The sequence below is a fragment of the Sinorhizobium americanum genome, from assembly GCF_001651855.1.
Classification (GTDB): domain Bacteria; phylum Pseudomonadota; class Alphaproteobacteria; order Rhizobiales; family Rhizobiaceae; genus Sinorhizobium; species Sinorhizobium americanum.
The window spans coordinates 44865-65395 of the sequence record NZ_LNQC01000080.1; the positions used below are offsets into that span (position 1 = coordinate 44865).

Annotated in this window: 13 protein-coding genes; 7 read left to right on the top strand and 6 right to left on the bottom strand. The window is 63.4% G+C overall.

What is annotated here, in order from left to right:
- Positions 1-47: 47 nt before the first annotated feature.
- Both ATC00_RS27730 and ATC00_RS27735 read right to left on the bottom strand, forming a co-directional pair.
- The gene (locus ATC00_RS27730) at positions 48-1484 is read right to left on the bottom strand and encodes a metal-dependent hydrolase family protein (protein WP_037389230.1); all 1437 of its coding nucleotides are present in this window, start codon (positions 1482-1484) and stop codon (positions 48-50) included.
- A gap of 157 nt (positions 1485-1641) precedes the next feature.
- Positions 1642-3528 carry a diguanylate cyclase gene (locus ATC00_RS27735; RefSeq protein WP_064255214.1) on the bottom strand — a complete coding sequence of 629 codons (1887 nt, stop codon included), beginning with the start codon at positions 3526-3528 and terminating at the stop codon, positions 1642-1644.
- Positions 3529-3726: 198 nt separating this feature from the next.
- Between ATC00_RS27735 and ATC00_RS27740 the strand changes: the two genes are divergently transcribed.
- From ATC00_RS27740 to ATC00_RS27750, 3 genes are all read left to right on the top strand, one after another.
- A complete protein-coding gene (locus ATC00_RS27740; RefSeq protein WP_064255215.1) occupies positions 3727-4713 on the top strand; it encodes an SPFH domain-containing protein in 987 nt (328 codons plus the stop codon).
- Positions 4714-4723: 10 nt separating this feature from the next.
- Positions 4724-5179, top strand: coding sequence for an NfeD family protein (locus tag ATC00_RS27745; protein WP_037389238.1), 456 nt, complete (start codon positions 4724-4726; stop codon positions 5177-5179).
- Positions 5180-5283: 104 nt separating this feature from the next.
- Positions 5284-6726, top strand: a complete 1443-nt coding sequence (locus ATC00_RS27750) for an outer membrane beta-barrel protein (RefSeq protein WP_064255216.1) — start codon at positions 5284-5286, stop codon at positions 6724-6726.
- A 77-nt stretch (positions 6727-6803) separates the two neighbouring features.
- On the opposite strand, the gene galU is transcribed toward ATC00_RS27750, so the two are convergent.
- A complete protein-coding gene (gene galU / locus ATC00_RS27755; protein ID WP_037389244.1) occupies positions 6804-7691 on the bottom strand; it encodes a UTP--glucose-1-phosphate uridylyltransferase GalU in 888 nt (295 codons plus the stop codon).
- Positions 7692-7993: 302 nt separating this feature from the next.
- Between galU and ATC00_RS27760 the strand changes: the two genes are divergently transcribed.
- Together ATC00_RS27760 and ATC00_RS27765 are read left to right on the top strand one after the other, a co-directional pair.
- Positions 7994-9211, top strand: a complete 1218-nt coding sequence (locus ATC00_RS27760) for a lytic murein transglycosylase (RefSeq protein WP_037389247.1) — start codon at positions 7994-7996, stop codon at positions 9209-9211.
- A gap of 111 nt (positions 9212-9322) precedes the next feature.
- Positions 9323-10579, top strand: coding sequence for an SGNH/GDSL hydrolase family protein (locus ATC00_RS27765; protein WP_037389249.1), 1257 nt, complete (start codon positions 9323-9325; stop codon positions 10577-10579).
- A 163-nt stretch (positions 10580-10742) separates the two neighbouring features.
- Here ATC00_RS27765 and ATC00_RS27770 read toward each other — a convergent pair whose 3' ends face one another.
- Positions 10743-12200 (bottom strand): glutamate synthase subunit beta, encoded by a 1458-nt coding sequence (locus ATC00_RS27770; protein WP_037389252.1) that lies wholly within the window; start codon positions 12198-12200, stop codon positions 10743-10745.
- Between the two features lie 98 nt (positions 12201-12298).
- Positions 12299-17023, bottom strand: a complete 4725-nt coding sequence (gene gltB / locus ATC00_RS27775) for a glutamate synthase large subunit (protein ID WP_064255217.1) — start codon at positions 17021-17023, stop codon at positions 12299-12301.
- A gap of 553 nt (positions 17024-17576) precedes the next feature.
- On the opposite strand from gltB, the gene ATC00_RS27780 reads away from it, so the two are divergent.
- Entirely contained in the window at positions 17577-18623 is a 1047-nt protein-coding gene (locus tag ATC00_RS27780) for a threonine aldolase family protein (protein ID WP_064255263.1), read from the top strand.
- 80 nt (positions 18624-18703) lie between these two features.
- Here the strand turns inward: ATC00_RS27780 and ATC00_RS27785 are convergent, their stop codons facing one another.
- On the bottom strand, positions 18704-19165 hold the full coding sequence (locus ATC00_RS27785) for an Hsp20 family protein (RefSeq protein ID WP_037389258.1): 462 nt from the start codon (positions 19163-19165) through the stop codon (positions 18704-18706).
- 379 nt (positions 19166-19544) lie between these two features.
- On the opposite strand from ATC00_RS27785, the gene ATC00_RS27790 reads away from it, so the two are divergent.
- Entirely contained in the window at positions 19545-20528 is a 984-nt protein-coding gene (locus ATC00_RS27790; protein WP_064255218.1) for an alpha/beta fold hydrolase, read from the top strand.
- Positions 20529-20531: the final 3 nt, after the last annotated feature.

Consider the following 20531-nt stretch of genomic DNA (forward strand, 5'->3'; position numbering starts at 1 on the left):
GCGACCGGGCGAGATTCTCAAATGCAGAAGCAGAACCGGCTTTGCACTCAAAGCATGTTCTTGTGGATCGCACCGTCTTTGATGACGACGGCCAAGTTCTTTTCCGGATCTTCAATCAGGCGGATGTCCTCGAGCGGATTGCCATTGATAACCAGGATATCGGCGAGCGCGCCTTCCTCTATGACGCCGAGTTTGCCCGGATAAGGGGTGCGGAGATTGGAGAGCGCCAGCAGTTCCGCATTGCCCGATGTCGCCATGCGAAGCGTTTCGGCGTTGGTGTACCAGCGGCTGAGATGGGTCAGCATGATGCCCTGGCGCTGCGTGATTTCAGGGGAGAACAGCACATCCGACCCCCATGCCGTCTTGATCCCGTGCTTGCGAACAAGCTCGTAGATCCTCGGAGTCCCGGCAAAGACCTGCAGCATGCGTTCGGCCGATGGCCCTGTCTGCTGCGCGACATCATCCGTCGACAGGAAAGGCTGGGTGCTGAGCCAGACTTCCTTGTCGGCCATGAGCCTTGCCGTCTCCTCGTCCATCAGATGCGCATGCTCGATGCAGCGCGCTCCCGCCGCAATGGCCCGCTGGACGGTGTTCGGAGCATAGGCATGAACAGTGACGTAGGTGTTCCAGTCCCGGGCAACGTCAATCGCCGCGCGTAGCTCCTCCTCGCTGAAGGTCGACATGTCGAGCGGGCTGCGCGGAGACGACACGCCACCGCCTCCGACGATCTTGATCTGCGAGGCGCCCTGCAGAAGCTGCTCCCGTACGCGTTGCTTCAAGTCTCCTATGCTGTCGGCGATCGCCGCGGCGCCCACGAGTTCACTGACGCTGAGCCGCCCAGGGTCGCGCGGAATCTCACTCGGCATGCGAAGGTCGCCATGCCCGCCGGAAGTCGTGATCATCGCACCGGACGGAAATATGCGCGGACCCGGTATCACGCCGTTGTCGATTGCTTGCTTGAAAGAGAAGACGGGACTGCCGAGATCACGCACTGTGGTAAAGCCGCGCAGGAGGGTCCGTTCCGCTTCGGCCGTGGAGGCGGAGAAGACGAAGCCGGGATCGCCTGTCGCGATAACCGCCAGGGGAACGGCGGCATAGAGCGTATGCCAGTGCGCATCGATCATACCGGGCATCAGAACGCGATCGCCGCAATCGATCACGGTCGCGTCGGACGGCGGAGCGCTGTTCGTCGCGTCGACGGACGCGATCCTGTTGCCCTCGATCACGACTTGGACCCCTGCCCGCAATGTGTCCGACTTGCCATCGAACAACCGGACCTTGCTCAAGAGAACCTTGGAGGCAGGCCCCTGGGCGAACGATGGCCCAGGCATTATCCCGGTGACGGCCGCTGCACCCGCACCGGCAAGAAAGCTTCTGCGGGAAAATTCATCCAAACGGCGCGATGCTTCCTGTAGAGCGGGGCTGAAGCAGGCGCAGCCAGTGCCATGCACGAGATGTTGATACTTGGTACCCAACCGAATCATGAGACCGCTCCGGTTTCATGTCATCAGACGACCATGGCCAGACTATCATTGGCTGGGTGCAATATCCACTACCGCGTGTATGCGCGCACATGATACGCGCCGCGTCAGATCCTGACCGTTGAGCCGAAGCCCTGCCGCTGGTTCCTAAGTCTGCGCCCTAACCGGCCAGCTTGATGTCCGCCGCGTCGGCGAGCACGCGCGAGAGAATGCGATTGCGTCCCAGCATCTTGGCCTCGTAGAGAGCGGCGTCCGCTTCCGACAGGAGGCAGTTCGGCTCGGCCTGCAGGACATGCCCGAGTGCCGAGGCTATGCCGATGCTTGCCGTGACAGATCCGAATTCGCTTTGCGCATGGAGGATTTTTTCCTCTCCGAGCAGCCGGGCGAATTTCTCGGCAACGATGGCGGCCGCCTTGTCGTCGGTATCCGGCAACAGCACGACAAATTCCTCGCCACCATAGCGCGCGACGATATCCGTCGGCCGTTGCGCGGAATTCAGAAGGCATTTGCTGACGAGACGCAGACACTGGTCGCCGGCCGGATGCCCGTAAGTATCGTTATAGGCCTTGAACCGGTCGATATCGATCATCAGGAGGCTGAGCGGCGTATTGCTTCTGGCGCATTTCGCCGCCTCGCGCACAAAGGCCTCATCGAAGGCGCGGCGGTTGACGATGCCGGTCAAGCCGTCCGTCTCCGCCAAGTTCTTCAACTGCTCGGCCGAAAGCCGGAGCGCCATCTCGGCCTGCTTCATCACCGTGATGTCCGAGACGACCACCATCGCGGTGCCGTCGGGCGCAAGCCTTGTCCTGATGCTGTGCCAATCGCCGTTCTGATGCTGGACCTCTTCGTCCTTATTGCGGTGCAAGGTGGAAGTCGCCTCGTTGATCCATTCGTCCACGGATTCGTAAGGGACGTTGAGCCGCTCTCGGGTCTCTGCGACGCAGCGGACAATATCGCTGATATGCGCGCCGATCACCCGGGCACTGCCCGACAGAGGGAAGGCATTGCGGTATTGGTCGTTGCAGAAGAGAAGATAGCCATCCCTGTTGAACATCGCGAAGCCGTCGGACATCCCCGCCATCGCATGGGAGAGCAGGTTCTTGCTTTCCCTGAGTTCCCGCTCGAGCGCGGTGCGTTCGGTAATGTCCCGGGTTACGCCCGCCAACCCGATCACCCGTCCCGCCTTGTCGCGCAGCGGCACCTTGGAGGCGAGCAGGTCGCGACCCTCGATGTGCTCGAGGGAATCGATCAAGGGCACGCCCGTGCGCATCGCCTCCTGCTCGCGATGATAGAGTTCCTCGGCAAGCGGTCGCGGGTGGAGATCGAAATCCGACAAACCCACCATCTCGGCCGTCGTCCTCATACGATAGAGGCGGATCATGTTTTCGTTGACGGTGACGAACCGGCTGTCCCTGTCCTTCACGTAAAGATAGTCAGGCGACTGGGAAAACGCGGTCTCCAGCATCCTGCGTTCGAGCTCCAGGTGCTGGGTCGTCAGCACGATGAAACCGCAGACGATGGTCGCCGCGCAGTTCATCGCCGCCATGGGCAGGCCGAGCGCCGCCAAGGCATGAACCTTCGACAAGGTGGGCAGCACCGCCATCAGCACGATCAGCAGCGTCCCCACCGCCGCCCCGAGAATGACGACATGCGGAAGCGTCGGCGATCTCTTCTTCATGAGGAGATTGACGCTCACCCCCATGCCGGTAACGACAATGATCGCCACGACGCCATCGATTGTGGAAACACCACCGATCGCAGCGCGGAAAAGGATGGCCAGGGATGCACTCAGCGCCGCCGCAATCGGTCCGCCGAACATGCCGGCAAGCGCGAGCGGCGCGAAGCGCAGGTCCATGTGGATGCCGGGACCGAATTCAACGGCCAGCAGGATCGAGCCGATCGATGCGACGCCGGCCACCAGACCGAACAGCAGCTTCTCATGCCCGACAAACCGCCGCCTGAGCCAGATCGACAGCTGCGCCCAGAGCGAGATCGCCAGGCTTACAAATGCAAGGTTGCCAACAAACTGCCCCCAGATGCCATTCATCGCGCTGCGCTTGGCCCTTCATCACCCTCAGAAGGCCGACATTAGACGAGAACTGGTTTGAGCTTTATTAAGTTCGAGCCGGCACCGGACGGTATGCAAGCGCAGGGAGACGCTTTCGCTTGAATTATTCCCGCGAATCGCCACGTCATAGGCCGGGCAGCGCTCCAGGTCTGGAGTTGCAAAGAGGGAGGATTGTCGTTGGGCGGCTTGGATTATGCGGTCATTGCGCTCGTAGTTCTCGTAATTCTCGTAATCATCACATGCGTCAAGACAGTCCCGCAGGGTTACAGCTACACGGTCGAGCGCTTCGGCCGATATGTTAAGACCATCGAACCGGGGTTAAACTTCATCCTGCCGCTCGTCGATCGCATCGGCGCGAAGATGAACGTGATGGAGCAGGTGCTTGACGTGCCGACCCAGGAGGTCATCACCAAGGACAATGCCAGCGTGTCCGCGGACGCCGTCGCCTTCTACCAGGTGCTGAACCCCGCCCAGGCCGCCTATCAGGTTTCCAATCTCGAGAACGCGCTGCTCAACCTGACGATGACCAATATCCGCTCGGTCATGGGCTCGATGGATCTCGACGAACTGCTTTCCAACCGCGACACGATCAACGACCGGCTGCTGCGCGTCGTCGACGAGGCGGCCAATCCCTGGGGCATTAAGATCACCCGCGTCGAGATCAAGGATATCGCGCCGCCGACCGACTTGGTCGAGGCGATGGCCCGGCAGATGAAGGCGGAGCGCGAGAAGCGCGCGCAGGTCCTCGAAGCGGAAGGCGCCAGGAATGCGCAGATCCTGCGCGCCGAAGGCGCCAAGCAATCGGCGATCCTCGAGGCGGAGGGACAGCGCGAAGCGGCCTATCGCGAGGCGGAAGCGCGCGAGCGTCTGGCGGAGGCAGAGGCCAAGGCGACCCGCATGGTGTCCGAAGCGATCGCCGCCGGCGACGTGCAGGCGATCAACTACTTCGTCGCGCAGAAATACACGGAAGCCCTGGCTTCGATCGGCACCGCGAACAACCAGAAGATCGTCCTGATGCCGATGGAAGCGTCCTCGCTGATCGGCTCGCTCGGCGGCATCGGCGCGATCGCCCGGGAAGTGTTCGGCGACGGGCAGGATCGCGTTCCTCCCCGGCCGCGTCAATCGACGCCGCGCACGCGCCCCGGCCCCAGCGAGAACGCGTGAGCCTCGATCTATGATCCAGCGCATCGCCATCGAGCTCGGTCCCTGGACCTGGTGGGTCCTCGGCCTCGTCCTCCTCACGGCAGAGGTGATGCTGCCGGGGGTCTTCCTGATCTGGATCGGTCTTGCGGCGCTTTTTACCGGCATCCTGTCCCTCATCCTGTGGGACATGGCCGTCTGGATTTGGGAGGTGCAACTCGTCGTCTTCTCGCTGCTTTCGCTCATCTCGGTCTTCGTCGGGCGGCGTTTCGTCGTCTCGTCTGCGGCAAGCGACCAACCGCTCCTCAACAGGCGCGGCGAAAGTCTTGTCGGCCGCACAGCCGTGCTTGAGCAGCCGATTGCCGAGGGCCGCGGGCGCGTCCGCCTCGACGACACGACCTGGGTGGTCGAAGGACCGGACCTGCCCGCCGGCACCCGCGTGCGCATCGTCGCCAGCAGCGGCCGCCAGCTGACCGTCGAGCGGGCCTGAAGCCCTCGTCTCTTTATGGCTGATTTGCCTTCAGAAACGATTGCTTAACCACGTGCCTTTACGATTGCGAAACGATTGCAATCAGGTTCGCGGACAAACGGTAGATGGCGCCCAGGTTTTCACGCTCGATCACGGCGGGCGCCTCGCTTGCGAGAAAGCGGGCCTGGTTGTTGGCGGGCTGTGCGCTTCTATTCGCCCACACGGCGGCCGCGCAGAGTCTTGATGCGCCGCAAGCCACAGGCACCGCGGTCACTGGCACAGCGACTGAGACGGGTGCCTCCCCGGCGATCACCGATCCCCAGACGACCGGCGCCGTTGCGGCCTCCGACCTTCCCCCGGCCTTGGACGAGGATTTCAACCGCCTCAACCGGCGCGAGGAAACGATCGACGGACTGCGCACGCGGATTGACCCGGAAGCCGGCCAGGCGTCCGGGATCCGCATCGGCAGCTTCGTGCTGAAGCCGGCGCTCAGCGAAACCTTGAACCACGAGCGGCAGAAGACCGGCGGCACCAGCCAGAGCCGAGGCTTTCTCGAGACCGGCCTTAAAGGGTCGCTCACATCCGACTGGTCGCGCCACCAGCTGAGCGTCATAGGCGAAGGTATCCTGCAGGACAATTTGTCGGGCGAAGGCGAGGAAGAGCCGCGCGCCGACGTCGATGCGGAACTGCGCCTCGATCTTAGCGACGAAACCACCGCCAAGTTAAGAGCGGGCTACAGTTTCGAGCGCGAGGACGCCAACGATCCGAACGCCATCGCAAATGCCGTGGAGCAATCGGCGGTCAACACCTACCGGCTGGGCGCGGCCGTCGAGCGCGACCTCGGCCTCATCCGCGGCTCCGTAGGCCTCGACTTCGAGCGGCAGACCTATGGCGATGTCGAGCTCGACAACGGCACGACGCTGTCGCAGGAGGACCGCGACCGCAATACCGGCACGCTCACCGGACGGCTCGGCTACGAACTCTCGCCGGCCCTCATCCCCTTTCTCGAAGCCTCGGCCGGAAAATCCATCTACGATCTCAGGCGGGACACGCTCGGCTTCGAGCGTTCTTACACGACTTATGCGGGACGAGCCGGCATGGAGGTGGACCTCGGCGAGAAGCTCAACGGCGAGCTTGCGCTCGGCTACGAGACCTTTCGGTTCGACGATGACAGGCTGGGTGACTTGAGCGGCCTGTCGGTCGACGGGCGGGTCAACTGGTCGCCGCAGCGCGGCACCGACGTGCTCTTTGGCCTCTTGACCTATCTCGATCCCTCCACGACAGCGGGCAATCCGGGATCGATCAACTACGAGCTGACGAATATCATTACCCACCAGCTGCGTTCGTCACTGGTGGCGACATTGTCGAACAGCCTGACATTGCGCGATTTCCCCTCGGATACCGCCGCCTCCGACGAGACCACCTGGCGGACCGGTGCCGGTCTCACCTGGGACATGAGCCGCTATCTCGCGCTGACCGGTGACGTCAGCTACGAGCGCACCAACAGGGATGTCGGCCCCTCGAGCGATACGACGCGCGTCGGCGTCGGCCTGACGCTGCGGCGCTGAGGCAAGTGGATTCTGTTCAAGAAGAAAGGCCGCGTCTTCGGACGCGGCCTTTCTCGATCCGCTCGAAGTAAGAGCAATTACTTCAATCCGTGCAACAGCGTCTTGAGCGGCCCTTCGACGGTCGGACGGATGTCGGCGCGCTCGAGCGCGAAGGCAACGTTTGCGAGGATGAAGCCGTCCTTCGCACCGCAGTCGAATGTCTCGCCGCGGAAATGATAGGCGGCGAAGGGTTGCTCTCCGGAAAGCTTCACCATGCCGTCGGTCAACTGGATCTCGTTGCCGGCGCCGCGCTCCTGCCGCTCGAGAATCGGGAAAATATTCGGCTGCAGGATATAGCGGCCGTTGATGAAGAAGTTGGACGGGGCCGTTCCCGGCGCCGGCTTCTCGACCATCTTGGTGATCTTGAAGCCGTCGCCGACCCTGTCCCCGACGCCGACGATGCCGTATTTATGCGCCTGATCGGGGGCGCATTCTTCGACGGCGATGACATTGCCGCCGCTGTGCTCGTAGAGCTCGACCATGCCCTTGAGGCAGCCCTTCTCGCCCTTCATGATCATGTCGGGCAGAAGCAGCGCAAAGGGCTCGTTGCCGACGAGATCGCGCGCGCACCAGACGGCGTGGCCGAGGCCGAGCGGCGCCTGCTGGCGGGTGAAGCTCGTCGTGCCGGCCTTCGGCAGAATGGCTTCGAGCAGCTCGATTTCCGCCCTCTTGTTGCGTTCCCTGAGCGTCTGGTCGAGTTCGACCTGAATGTCGAAATAATCCTCGATGACCGCCTTGCTGCGGCCTGTCACGAAGATCAGATGCTCGATCCCTGCCTCCAGCGCCTCGTCGACGACATACTGGATGACCGGCTTGTCCACGACCGTCAGCATTTCCTTCGGCACTGCCTTGGTGGCGGGAAGGAAACGCGTTCCCAGGCCTGCGACCGGGAAAACGGCTTTGCGGACTTTACGCTTGTCGGTCATGAACACCTCCTTGGAGTGGACCTCAGTCTAGCCTGAAACAGGCGAATTGAATCGGTTTTAGTCGTCATTTGCCATTTTTTGCTAAGGAAGACGACTCGGCAATTTCATGGTAAAGACTTTGTTGACTTCGTTTCTGTAGGCTTCTCCACTGACCCGAAACGGCTGCTGCCGTTCGGCCTCACGAAGGACCGCATGCTGCCCCACACGCGGCGCGCCTGCGGGCAAGATTCGCAAAACCCGGAGTAATCCGTCCGGCATGAACGCTGGCTGAATGCTCCGCCGAGAAACGGAACCGACAGCAGATGATCAGAAACCGCAGGACGTTCTTCCGACATATCGCCGCCGCTCTCGTCGCCGCCGCCGCGCTGGGTTCATCACCGGCGCGGGCGGATCAAGGTTTTCAGAACTGGATCAACAACTTCTACGCAACGGCGACCAAGAGCGGCATCAGCCAGGCGACCTACCGCAAGGCTTTCGCCGGCGTGAAGACGCCCGACCCGGCGGTCATCGAGAAAGCCAACTACCAGCCCGAATTCAAGCACAAGATTTGGGAATATATCGACTCGCGTGTCAATCCTTACACCCGGCGCATAGGCCAGGAGATGGCGGCCAAGCATGCGCGCACGCTTGACTCGCTCGAGCGGCATTTCGGCGTCGACCGCACCATCCTGCTGGCGATCTGGTCGATGGAGTCGAATTATGGCGCCGTCTTGCAGAAGGACGACCGGCTGCACTATGTGCCGCGCGCGCTCGCAACGCTTGCCTATGCCGACCCGAAGCGGGCCAAGTTCGCCCGGACCCAGCTGATCGCGGCCTTGAAGATCCTGCAGAGCGGCGACATCACCCCGCGCGAGCTCACCGGCTCCTGGGCGGGAGCCATGGGGCATACGCAGTTCATTCCGACCAGCTACCTTCTCTACGCGGTCGACGCCGACGGCAACGGCCATCGCGACATCTGGAATTCGGTACCCGATGCGCTGGCGACGGCTGCCAACCTTTTGAAGAAGAACGGCTGGCAGGCGGGCGAGACCTGGGGTTACGAGGTCGTGGTGCCGGCCAATGCGTCCAAATATTCGGGACAAACGAAGACGCTCGGCCAATGGGCCGCGCTCGGCTTCCTTCGTCCGAACGGCAAGGGGTTCCGCAATTCGAAAACCCGGGCCGAGCTCAAGCTGCCGGGCGGAGGCGGCGGTCCGGGCTTCCTGATGACCCGCAACTTCTTCGTGATCAAGCGCTACAACGCCTCGGATTCCTACGCGCTCGGCGTCGGGCTTCTCGCCGACCAGATCGCCGGCTATGCCGGCATGCAGCAACGCTGGCCGCGGCCCGACGGGTCGCTCGATATCAGCGAGAAGTTCGAACTGCAGAACCGGCTCAAGGAACTTGGCTATTACGAAGGCGAGGTGGACGGCAATTTCGGCTCGGGCTCGAAAGCCGCGATCCAGGCTTTCCAGACGCAGAACGGCCTGACGCCGGATGGCGAGCCGACGCAGAACCTGCTGCGTGCCCTGCGCCGCTAACGTTTGCCACGGATTTCTCGGAGTCACGGCGATTTGCGATCATTCGGTCCCAAATCGCCGTGATTTGGCGTATGCTTAAGACGCGCCTGCCATTCGACGGTGATTGTAATCATGTTTAGAGCCAGAGATGCCGGGAAAGGGTCGCTTCTCCTGCGTTTGACGCCGGTCTTCCTTGCTGCGGCTGCGATGCTGGTCACCGGCTTCCTTGCCAGCATGGCCGAGGCGCAGGAGCCCGTCCCGCGTCGCACTTTTTTCCAACGGCTCTTCGGCGGCTTCGCTCCGCAGCGGCGAACTTACTATCAGGATCAGAGCGCCTACCCGCCGCAACCGCGGCCGCGTCGCATACAGAGGCGACGGCAGCAGCCGGCCGAGCAGCAACGGCCGCGTCAGCAACGCGCCAAGCCGCGCGTCGCCGACACACCCCCGCCCGCTCCGGTCGTCGAAAAGTCGCCGAACGCAAAAAAGGTCCTGGTCGTCGGTGACTTCGTTGCCGGAAGTCTTGGCGACGGCCTAAAGACTGCCTTCGAGATGTCACCAGGCGTGGTGGTGGAGACACGCGCCAACGGTTCGTCCGGCCTGGTGCGGGACGACTACTTCAATTGGCCGGAGAACCTGCCGGGCTATGTCGCCGAACTCAAGCCCTCGGTCATCGTCGTCAGTCTCGGCGCCAACGATCGCCAGATGATGCGGATCGGCGAAACCAAGGAGACGTTCCGCAGCGACCTGTGGACAGCAGAGTACCGCAAGCGCGTCAACGCGCTCGCCGCCCTCGCCCGAAAGGATAATCTGCCGCTTCTCTGGGTCGGCATGCCGCCCTTCCAGTCGACCGCCATGACCGCCGACATGGTCACCTTCAACGGCATCTATCGCGAGGAGGCAGAGAAGGTTGGCGGACAATTCATCGACATCTGGGACGGCTTCGTCGACGAAGGCGGCAAATTCGTTCTGACCGGCTCCGACATCAACGGCCAGCAGGTCCGCCTGCGCGGCTCCGACGGCATCAACCTGACCAAGGCGGGCAAGCGCAAGCTTGCCTTCTATGTCGAGAAGGACATCCGCAAGCTTCTCGGCGAGGCGGCCGCGGATGCGGACGTCCCGGGCGCCGGGGAACTCAAGGATCTTGTGGTGACCGCCCCGCTTGCCAACGAGGACATCGTCAAGACGCCCCCGATCGGGGTCACCGATCCGGCGCTCGACGGCGCCACCGCCCTTCTCGGCGCGGGCGCCCCGGAGAAGGGGACCGGCAAGAGCCCGAGAGATCTGCTCGTGGAAAAGGGCGAAGTTCCCGCCGCCCCCGTCGGTCGCATCGACGACTTCCGGCTGGCAAAGCCCGCAACGGTGATTAGCCATCCGCTGTTGCGGAATTGAGGCCTTCGCCAGTTCTGCCCCTCATCCGGCCTGCCGGCCACCTTCTCCCCGCAAGCGGGGCGAAGGAAACTCGTGACGCCGTCCAGTCCCCTCTCCCCGCGTGCGGAGAGAGGGTTAGGTTGAGGGGCAGAGGCAGACGGAAGTGAACGATTTTGTCGGCGCCTTACCTTGGCAGCACCGTCGATCCCATCAGGGCCTCGTCGATCGCCCGGGCCGCCTGGCGGCCTTCACGGATCGCCCAGACGACGAGCGACTGGCCTCGACGGACGTCGCCCGCCGTCCAGAGCTTGTCGACCGAGGTCCTGTAGTCCCGCTCATTGGCCACGACGTTGGTCGAACCGCGCCGGTCGGTGTTGAGCGACAGCCTGTCGCCGAGATCCTTGAGCACGCTGGTGGTGAAGGGTCCGCGGAAACCGATGGCGATGAAGGCGAGGTCCGCCTTGATGATGAACTCGGTACCGGCAATCGGCTTGCGCCGATCATCGACCTGGCAGCACTTGACGCCCGTCAGGTTGCCGTCCTCGTCGCCGATGAATTCGAGCGTGGCGACCTGAAACTCGCGAACCGCACCCTCGGCCTGACTGGAGGAGGTGCGCATCTTCGTCGCCCAGAACGGCCAGACGGCGAGCTTGTCTTCCTTCTCCGGCGGCTGCGGGCGGATGTCGAGCTGCGTCACCTTGACCGCACCCTGGCGGAAGGCGGTTCCGACGCAGTCGGACGCCGTGTCGCCGCCGCCGACGACCACCACATGCTTGGCGCCAGCAACGATCGGCTCGGACGGCCAGCCGACGCTGTCGATATTCTCGCGGCCGAGACGGCGGTTCTGCTGCACCAGATAGGGCATGGCATCGTGCACGCCGATGAATTCAACACCGGGAATGCCCGCATCGCGCGGGGTTTCGGAGCCGCCGCAATAGAGCACCGCATCATTGTCGTCGAGAAGCGCCTGGACCGCCAGGTCGACGCCGACATTGACGCCGCAATGGAAGGTCACGCCTTCGCCCTTCATCTGTTCGACGCGGCGGTCGATGAAGTTCTTCTCCATCTTGAAGTCCGGGATGCCGTAGCGCAGCAGCCCGCCGGGCTTCGACTCGCGCTCGTAGACATGAACCTCGTGGCCGGCGCGCGCAAGCTGCTGGGCAGCCGCCATGCCGGCCGGGCCGGAACCGATGACGGCGACCTTCTTGCCGGTCTTGGTCACGGCCGGCTGCGGCACGATATAGCCCATCTCATAGGCCTTGTCGGCGATCGCCTGCTCGACCGTCTTGATCGCCACCGGCACATCCTCGAGGTTCAGCGTGCAGGCTTCCTCGCAGGGCGCCGGGCAGACGCGACCGGTGAACTCCGGGAAGTTGTTGGTCGAATGCAGGTTGCGGATCGCCTCATCCCAGTTGCCGTTATAGACGAGGTCGTTCCAGTCCGGGATCTGGTTGTGCACCGGACACCCGGTCGGCCCATGGCAGTAAGGAATGCCGCAGTCCATGCAGCGAGCGGACTGCTTCTGCACTTCCTGGTCGGACATCGGAATGGTGAATTCACGGAAATGGCGGATGCGGTCGGACGCCGGCTGGTACTTCGCCACTTGCCGATCGATCTCGAGAAATCCAGTAACCTTGCCCATCTTACGATCCTGATATCTTCAAATCTGCACAGGCGCCCTCCGGCGCGTGGTGGCCCCCGTCACCAGGGACGGTCCGGGGGCCGCTGTCACAGGGGCCGTTACTCGGCCGCTACCGCCATCTTCATGCGCTCCATGTCCTCGAGCGCGCGGCGGTACTCGACCGGCATGACCTTGCGGAATTTCGGCCGGTAATCCGCCCACTGGTCGAGGATCTCCTTGGCGCGCGCCGACCCCGTGAAGTGCAGGTGGTTGGAGATGAGCTGGTAGAGCCGCTCCTCGTCGTGGCGCGTCATGTCGCCCGAAACGTCCACGCGGCCCTTGTACATGAGGTCGCCGCCGTGATGGTGCAGCTTCTCCAGCATGTCGTCCTCTTCCGGCACCGGCTGCAGCTCGACCATGGCCATGTTGCAGCGGCGGGCGAAATCGCCCTCCTCGTCGAGTACATAGGCGACGCCGCCGGACATGCCGGCCGCGAAGTTGCGGCCGGTGCCGCCGAGCACGACGACGACGCCGCCGGTCATGTATTCGCAGCCGTGGTCGCCGACACCCTCGACGACCGCCACCGCGCCCGAGTTACGCACCGCGAAGCGCTCGCCGGCGACGCCGTTGAAGTAGCACTCGCCCGAGATCGCCCCGTAGAGCACCGTGTTTCCGACGATGATCGACTCCTGCGGCACGATCTTCGCGCTCTCCGGCGGCCGGACGATGATGCGCCCGCCCGAAAGGCCCTTGCCGACATAGTCGTTGCCGTCGCCGACGAGATCGAAGGTGACGCCGCGCGCCAGGAAGGCGCCGAAGGACTGGCCCGCCGTGCCCTTGAGCGTCACGTGGATCGTGTCGTCCTTCAGCCCCTTATGGCCCCAGCGCTTGGCGAGCGCACCGGAAAGCATCGCGCCGGCCGAACGGTCAACGTTCTTGATCTCGGCCTCGAATGCCACCGGCACCTTGGTTTCCAGCGCCAGCTTCGCCTTCTCGATCAGCCTGCGGTCGAGAATGTCGTCGATCGGATGGTTCTGGCGGGTCGTCCAGTAGGTCGCTTCCTTCGGCGCTTCGACCTTGTGGAAGATCTTCGAGAAGTCGAGGCCCCTGGCCTTCCAATGTTCGATCATCCGGTCGCGCTCGAGCAGTTCCGAGGCGCCGATGATCTCGTCGAGCTTCCGGACCCCGAGCGAAGCGAGGATTTCCCGCACCTCTTCGGCCACAAAGAAGAAGTAGTTGATGATGTGTTCCGGCGTGCCCTTGAAGCGCTTGCGGAGCACCGGATCCTGGGTGGCGACGCCGACCGGACAGGTGTTCAGATGGCACTTGCGCATCATAATGCAGCCGGCGGCGATCAGCGGCGCGGTGGCGAAACCGAATTCGTCGGCACCGAGCAGCGCGCCAATGATCACATCACGGCCGGTCTTAAGGCCGCCATCGACCTGAAGGGCGACGCGCGAGCGCAAGCCGTTCAGCACCAAAGTCTGCTGGGTTTCGGCAAGGCCGATTTCCCAAGGGCTGCCGGCGTGCTTCAGCGAAGTCAGCGGCGAGGCGCCAGTGCCGCCGTCGAAGCCGGCGATGGTGATGTGGTCGGCGCGCGCCTTGGCGACACCGGCCGCAACCGTGCCGACGCCGACTTCCGACACCAGCTTGACCGAAATGTCGGCCTCCGGGTTGACGTTCTTCAGATCGTAGATCAGCTGCGCCAGGTCTTCGATCGAATAGATATCGTGATGCGGCGGCGGCGAGATGAGGCCGACGCCCGGCGTCGAATGCCGGGTCTTGGCGACCGTCGCATCCACCTTGTGGCCGGGCAGCTGACCGCCCTCGCCGGGCTTCGCACCCTGCGCCACCTTGATCTGCAGCACGTCGGCATTGACCAGATATTCGGTGGTGACGCCGAAACGGCCGGAGGCGATCTGCTTGATTGCCGAGCGTTCCGGGTTCATCGAACCGTCCGGACGCGGCAGATAGCGGTCGCTTTCCTCGCCGCCCTCGCCGGTGTTCGACTTGCCGCCGATCCGATTCATGGCGATCGCCAGCGTCGTATGCGCCTCGCGGCTGATCGAGCCGAAGGACATGGCACCGGTCGAGAAGCGCTTGACGATATCGGCTGCCGGCTCGACCTCCTCGATCGAGATCGGCTTGCGGCCGACGGCCTCGGCGCTCTTGATCGTAAACAGGCCGCGGATCGTGTTCATGCGCAGCGCCGAGGCGTTCACCATCTCGGCGAATTCGCGGTAACGGTCCTCGGCATTGCCGCGCACCGCATGCTGCAGCGAAGCGATGGCGTCCGGCGTCCAGGCATGGCTCTCGCCGCGCATGCGGAAGGCGTATTCGCCGCCGATGTCGAGCGTGTTGGCAAGCACCGGATCGGCGCCGAAGGCGGCCTTGTGGCGGGAAACCGTCTCGGCGGCGATCTCATCGAGGCCGATGCCCTCGATCGTCGTCGCCGTGCCGAAGAAATACTTGTCGACCAGCTTCGATGACAGGCCGACGGCGTCGAAGATCTGCGCGCCGCAATAGGACTGGTAGGTCGAGATGCCCATCTTGGACATGACCTTGAGGATGCCCTTTCCGACCGCCTTGATGTAGCGGTACACGACTTCCTTTTCGTCGACTTCCTTCGGGAAGTCGCCGCGCTTGTGCATGTCGACGAGCGTGTCGAAGGCGAGATAGGGGTTGATCGCTTCCGCGCCATAGCCGGCGAGCAAGCAGAAGTGATGCACCTCGCGCGGTTCGCCCGATTCCAGCACGAGACCAACCGAGGTGCGCAGACCCTTGCGGATCAGGTGGTGATGAACGGCCGCTGTTGCCAGCAGCGCCGGGATCGCCACGCGATCCGGTCCGATCTGCCGGTCGGAAAGCACGATGATGTTGTAGCCGCCCTTGACCGCCGCTTCAGCCCGCTCGCAGAGCCGGTCGAGCATTTCCGGCATGCCTTCGGCACCGCGGGAAATGTCATAGGTGAAGTCGAGCGTCTTGGTGTCGAAGCGGTCTTCCGTGTGGCCGATCGACCGGATCTTCTCAAGATCGCCATTCGTCAGGATCGGCTGGCGAACCTCCAGGCGCTTGGCATGCGCCATGCCTGCATGGTCGAGGATGTTCGGCCGCGGACCGATGAACGAGACGAGGCTCATCACCAGCTCCTCGCGGATCGGGTCGATCGGCGGGTTGGTGACCTGGGCGAAGTTCTGCTTGAAATAGGTGTAAAGCAGCTTCGGCTTGTCTGACATGGCCGAGATCGGCGTGTCGGTGCCCATCGAGCCGATCGCTTCCTGGCCCGTGGTCGCCATCGGCGACATCAGGAGCTTCGTGTCTTCCTGGCTATAGCCGAAGGCCTGCTGGCGGTCGATCAGCGACACGTCGCGGCGCAGCGCCCGCGGCTCGACCGGCTTCAGGTCTTCAAGGATAAGCTGGGTATCGTCGAGCCACTGCTGGTAGGGATGCTTGCCGGCAAGCGACGACTTCACCTCCTCGTCGGAGATGATGCGGCCCTCTTCCATGTCGATCAGCAGCATCTTGCCCGGCTGCAGGCGCCACTTCTTGACGATCTTGTCCTCGTCGACCGGCAAGACGCCGGCTTCCGACGCCATGATGACACGGTCGTCGCTGGTGACGATGTAGCGCGCCGGACGAAGGCCGTTGCGATCGAGCGTCGCGCCGACCTGACGGCCGTCGGTGAAGGCGACCGCCGCCGGCCCGTCCCACGGCTCCATGAGAGCCGCATGATACTCGTAGAATGCCTTGCGTTCGGGCGACATCAGCTGGTTGCCGGCCCAGGCCTCCGGGATCAGCATCATCACCGCGTGCGACAGCGAATAGCCGCCCTGCACCAGGAACTCGAGCGCGTTGTCGAAACAGGCAGTGTCGGACTGGCCCTCATAGGAGATCGGCCAGAGCTTGGAGATGTCGTCGCCGAAGAGCGGCGAGGAAACCGATGCCTGCCGCGCCGCCATCCAGTTGACGTTGCCGCGCAGCGTGTTGATTTCGCCGTTATGCGCGACCATGCGGTAGGGATGCGCCAGCTTCCAGGAGGGGAAGGTGTTGGTCGAGAAGCGCTGGTGGACCAGCGCCACCGCCGACTGGAAGCGCTCGTCGGCAAGGTCCTTGTAATAGGCTCCGACCTGGTAGGCGAGGAACATGCCCTTGTAGACGATGGTCGAGGTCGACAGCGACACCACATAAAAGCCGAGGTCGCCGCCATCCGCCTCCGCATAGATGCGGTTGGAGATCACCTTGCGCAGCGTGAACAGCCGCCGCTCGAATTCCGCATTCGTCGCAGCGTCGCGGCCGGCGCCGATGAAGACCTGCACATGGTGCGGCTCGGTGGCGGCAATGTCGGGCGCCTTCGAAAGCGACGAATTGTCGACCGGCACGTCGCGGAAGCCGAGCAGATGCTGGCCTTCCTCAGCGACCACCTCGCTGATCACCTCCTTGAAATGGGCGATCAGCTTCTCGTCGCGCGGCATGAAGAGATAGCCGACGGCGTATTCGCCGGCCTTCGGAAGTGTGACCCCCTGGTTCGCCATCTCCTCGCGGAAGAAGCGGTCGGGGATCTGCACGAGGATGCCCGCGCCGTCGCCCATCAGCGGATCGGCGCCGACCGCACCGCGGTGCGTCAGATTTTCGAGCATGAAGAGGCCATCGCGGACAATCTTGTGCGACTTCTCTCCCTTCATATGCGCGACGAAGCCGACGCCGCAGGCGTCATGTTCGTTGCGCGGATCGTAAAGGCCCTGTTTTCGCGGCAGACCGGAGGGGAACGCGGGCGTTTTCACAGCCGTCGCAGCATTCTGTGCGAGGTTGAGCCCAATCTGTTGTGATGGCGAATGATCCGTCATCGTCTTCCCTCCTGTTGAACCCGGAAATCCGGGCATACCGCGGCCCGCGCGCCTGTCGCCGCCTCGCGTTTTTCGCATTGCGGCAAGCCGGGGCATTATCGTCGCATGATCCTGAGCAGGTCGCAAATGAAGCGCGGCCCCATCAGGCACGAATGTCCGCGACCATGGTGATGGCAGGCGATAACAGCCGAATGAAATCCGGCGAAACTCCTTGCGCTCCCCGCCCGAGGCCGCTTTTTGCGGTCATTCCGGCGATTGTTCCGGTCCCTAGACCGAAATAGGACAGCAAACCTGTCCTATTTCATGCGCTCTATGCCAGAAAGCGCCCCCCTCTGCAAGGGGCATAGCCGCAAATAATGTTGGAGATTTTGCCGAACATTGCCGAAAGTTTCGCCGATTTGAAATAAAATTACGCGATGCTGTCGGTTTCTTCGCTTTGGTTTCAAACTGGTCTCCTGTTGGCATTGCCCAGAGCCTAAGCATTGTCTGGACGCCGAACTCGGCTATGGTCACGCCGAAGCGGCCGCGGAGGCTGACAGACAGGATGATTCCGATGATATTTGCGTCCGACAACTGGGCTGGCGCTCATCCGGCCATTTCCGAAAACCTCGCCGCCCATGTGCACGGCTATGTTTCCGCCTACGGCACGAGCGAACTCGACCGGAAGGTCGAAGAGCGCCTGTCGGAGATTTTCGAAAGGGACGTCGCGGTGTTTTTCGTCGGCACCGGCACGGCGGCCAACGCGCTTGCGCTGGCGAGCACCAATCGGGCCGGAGGTATCGCCTTCTGCCACCGCGAAGCGCATGTGAACGTCGACGAATGCGGTGCGCCGGAATTCTTCTCGCATGGCGCCAGGCTCTGCCCGGTCGACGGCGCGCGCGGCAAGATGGATGCGGCGCGGCTCGAAGCCGAGATCCGCCGCTTTCCGCCGGACGTCGTGCATGGCGGCCAGCCCATGGCGGTGACACTGACGCAGGCGACCGAGAGCGGCACGGTCTATTCGCTCGCGGAAATCGAAGCGGTCGCCTCGATCGCCAAATCGCACAAGCTGCCGCTGCACATGGACGGCGCGCGCTTCGCCAATGCCCTGGTCAGCCTCGACACTACCCCGGCCGAGATGACCTGGAAGCGCGGTGTCGACCTTCTATCCTTCGGCGGCACGAAGAATGGCTGCTGGTGCGCCGAGGCGCTCATCCTCTTCGACCCCGCGAAGACGCACGAGATGCATTTCCTGCGCAAGCGCGCGGCCCAGCTCTTCTCGAAATCCCGCTTCATCGCCGCCCAGTTCGACGCGTATCTCAAAGGGGACTTGTGGCTCGACCTCGCCCGCCATGCGAATAGCATGGCACGGCGCCTTGCGGAGGGAATCGCGGCTTCGGCCGTGAGTCGGCTCGCCTGGACGCCGGGGGCCAACGAAGTCTTCGTGATCCTGAAGCGCGACGTGGCCGCGCGTCTCGAAGAGCAGGGGGCGGTCTTCTACGACTGGCCGGCGCCGCAAGATCTCGCCGCCAGCCTCGCCGCGGATGAAGGTCTCTACCGCCTCGTCACGAGCTTCGCCACGCGGGCCGATGAGGTCGACCAGTTCATCGCGGCCTGCTGAACAAGGGATGCGCGGCGGAAATGCCCATGAAAAAACGGCGCCCCCGAGGGACGCCGCCTTTGATGGCCTGATTGTCGAAGTTAGGCCGTCTGCGCCTCGATCTGCTTCGGCTGGGAAGAGACCGAAGTGATCTCGATGCGACGGGGCTTCGCAGCTTCAGGAATCTCGCGCACGAGATCGACATGAAGCAGGCCGTTCTTCAGCGAAGCGGCTCGGATCTCGACATGGTCGGCAAGCTGGAAGCGGCGTTCGAAGGCGCGCTTGGCGATGCCGCGATGGAGAAACTGGCTTTCCTCACCCTTGTCCTCGCTCTTTTCGCCCTTGATCGTCAGCGTGTTTTCGCGCGCTTCGACCGAAAGCTCGCTCTCGTCGAAGCCGGCAACGGCCATGGTGATGCGGTAGGCGTTTTCGCCGGTGCGCTCGATATTGTAGGGCGGATAGGTCTGCGCCTGATCGGGCTGGCCCAGGCTGTCAAGCATGGTGAACAGGCGATCGAAGCCGACGGTGGAGCGGTAAAGGGGGGAAAAATCAACGTGACGCATGGTGTCCTCCTTCAAGAGCAACGGTTTGCGATGTCTGGCCTGCCACCCCATAAGGCTGCGGCATGACCGGTGAACGGACCCGTCTTCGGCGCCCGCAGCCAAAACATGGGAACGCTTTCGCATGAGTTCAAGGCCCAATCTGGCATTGGTGAACGGCATATGAACGACGGGTTCGGGCGCCGTTCAGCCTCACGGAGCTAAAACAGAGACACTGGGTGGAAGCGCCCAGGGCTGAAGCGACATGTCCCTTCTCCTTCAGCGGCCGGAAGCGGTGATCGTCCGGATTTCATCCGCCGCTTCCGGCTTTTTTCTTTGACGGCGGCAAGACTGGCGCCTATCCCTGAACGATCTCGACTTCGTTTCCTCGGCCGCGCGCTTCATGACGACGATCCTTCATTCCACGCCGGACAATCCGATACCGGGCAAGCCGCAGGTGGGCTTTTTCGACGGCGCCGGCGAGCGCAAAATCCGCTATGCGGTGTTCAAGGCGACCGCGCCGGTCACGCGCGGCACGATCGTGCTCCTGCAGGGGCGCAACGAGTCCATCGAGAAATATTTCGAAACGATCGGCGATCTCACGGCGGCCGGATTCTGGGTCGCGACCTTCGACTGGCGCGGCCAGGGCGGGTCCGAACGGCTGCTGCCGCAGCCGGGCCGCGGTCATGTGGAGCATTTTGCCGATTACGAGCGCGACCTGTCGATATTCCTGGAGCAGATCGTCCTGCCCGACACGCGGCTCCCCTTTTCCATCGTCGCCCATTCGATGGGGGCGCTGGTCGCCCTGTCGCTGGCGCCGATGCTGGCGAGCCGTATCGACCGCATGGTGCTGCTCGCGCCGTTCCTGGGTTTGAGCGGCCAGGCGATCGGCGAGCCCGGCATCGTCGCGATCGCCACGGCGATGCGCTGGTTCGGCCTCGGCAGCCTGCCGGTGCGCGGCGACAAGGAGCGCCAGTCTCCCTTCAAGAACAACCCGCTGACCTCGGACAGCCGGCGCTATGCGCGCAACCTTGCCGTCATCGACGCCTGTCCGCATTTGCGCATCGGGCCGCCGACCGGCCGCTGGTTGAGCGAAGCGTTCCGGGTGATCAGGCGCACGATGCGCCGCGAGCACCTGACGAGGATCATCGTCCCGACGGTCATTCTGGCGCCGACGGCCGATGGCCTCGTGCCCTATCTCGCCATGGAATATCTTGCCAGCAATTTCCGCGCCGGCCACCTGATCCCGATCGACGGAGCACGCCATGAGCTCTTCCAGGAAGCCGACCGCTACCGCGCCCAGGCGTTCGCCGCCATTCTGGCCTTCCTGCCGGAGACCGACGCCGAGGAAATCGACCTTTCGCCGCAGACGATGGAAGATGCGTAACTC

What these genes read in the sequence shown, in the direction of transcription:
- ATC00_RS27730 (WP_037389230.1), bottom strand. Translation starts at nt 1,484, where the DNA reads ATGATTCGGTTGGGTACCAAGTATCAACATCTCGTGCATGGCACTGGC.
- ATC00_RS27735 (WP_064255214.1), bottom strand. Translation starts at nt 3,528, where the DNA reads ATGAATGGCATCTGGGGGCAGTTTGTTGGCAACCTTGCATTTGTAAGC.
- ATC00_RS27745 (WP_037389238.1), top strand. Translation starts at nt 4,724, where the DNA reads ATGATCCAGCGCATCGCCATCGAGCTCGGTCCCTGGACCTGGTGGGTC.
- ATC00_RS27750 (WP_064255216.1), top strand. Translation starts at nt 5,284, where the DNA reads ATGGCGCCCAGGTTTTCACGCTCGATCACGGCGGGCGCCTCGCTTGCG.
- galU (WP_037389244.1), bottom strand. Translation starts at nt 7,691, where the DNA reads ATGACCGACAAGCGTAAAGTCCGCAAAGCCGTTTTCCCGGTCGCAGGC.
- ATC00_RS27760 (WP_037389247.1), top strand. Translation starts at nt 7,994, where the DNA reads ATGATCAGAAACCGCAGGACGTTCTTCCGACATATCGCCGCCGCTCTC.
- ATC00_RS27765 (WP_037389249.1), top strand. Translation starts at nt 9,323, where the DNA reads ATGTTTAGAGCCAGAGATGCCGGGAAAGGGTCGCTTCTCCTGCGTTTG.
- ATC00_RS27770 (WP_037389252.1), bottom strand. Translation starts at nt 12,200, where the DNA reads ATGGGCAAGGTTACTGGATTTCTCGAGATCGATCGGCAAGTGGCGAAG.
- gltB (WP_064255217.1), bottom strand. Translation starts at nt 17,023, where the DNA reads ATGACGGATCATTCGCCATCACAACAGATTGGGCTCAACCTCGCACAG.
- ATC00_RS27780 (WP_064255263.1), top strand. Translation starts at nt 17,577, where the DNA reads ATGATATTTGCGTCCGACAACTGGGCTGGCGCTCATCCGGCCATTTCC.
- ATC00_RS27785 (WP_037389258.1), bottom strand. Translation starts at nt 19,165, where the DNA reads ATGCGTCACGTTGATTTTTCCCCCCTTTACCGCTCCACCGTCGGCTTC.
- ATC00_RS27790 (WP_064255218.1), top strand. Translation starts at nt 19,545, where the DNA reads ATGACGACGATCCTTCATTCCACGCCGGACAATCCGATACCGGGCAAG.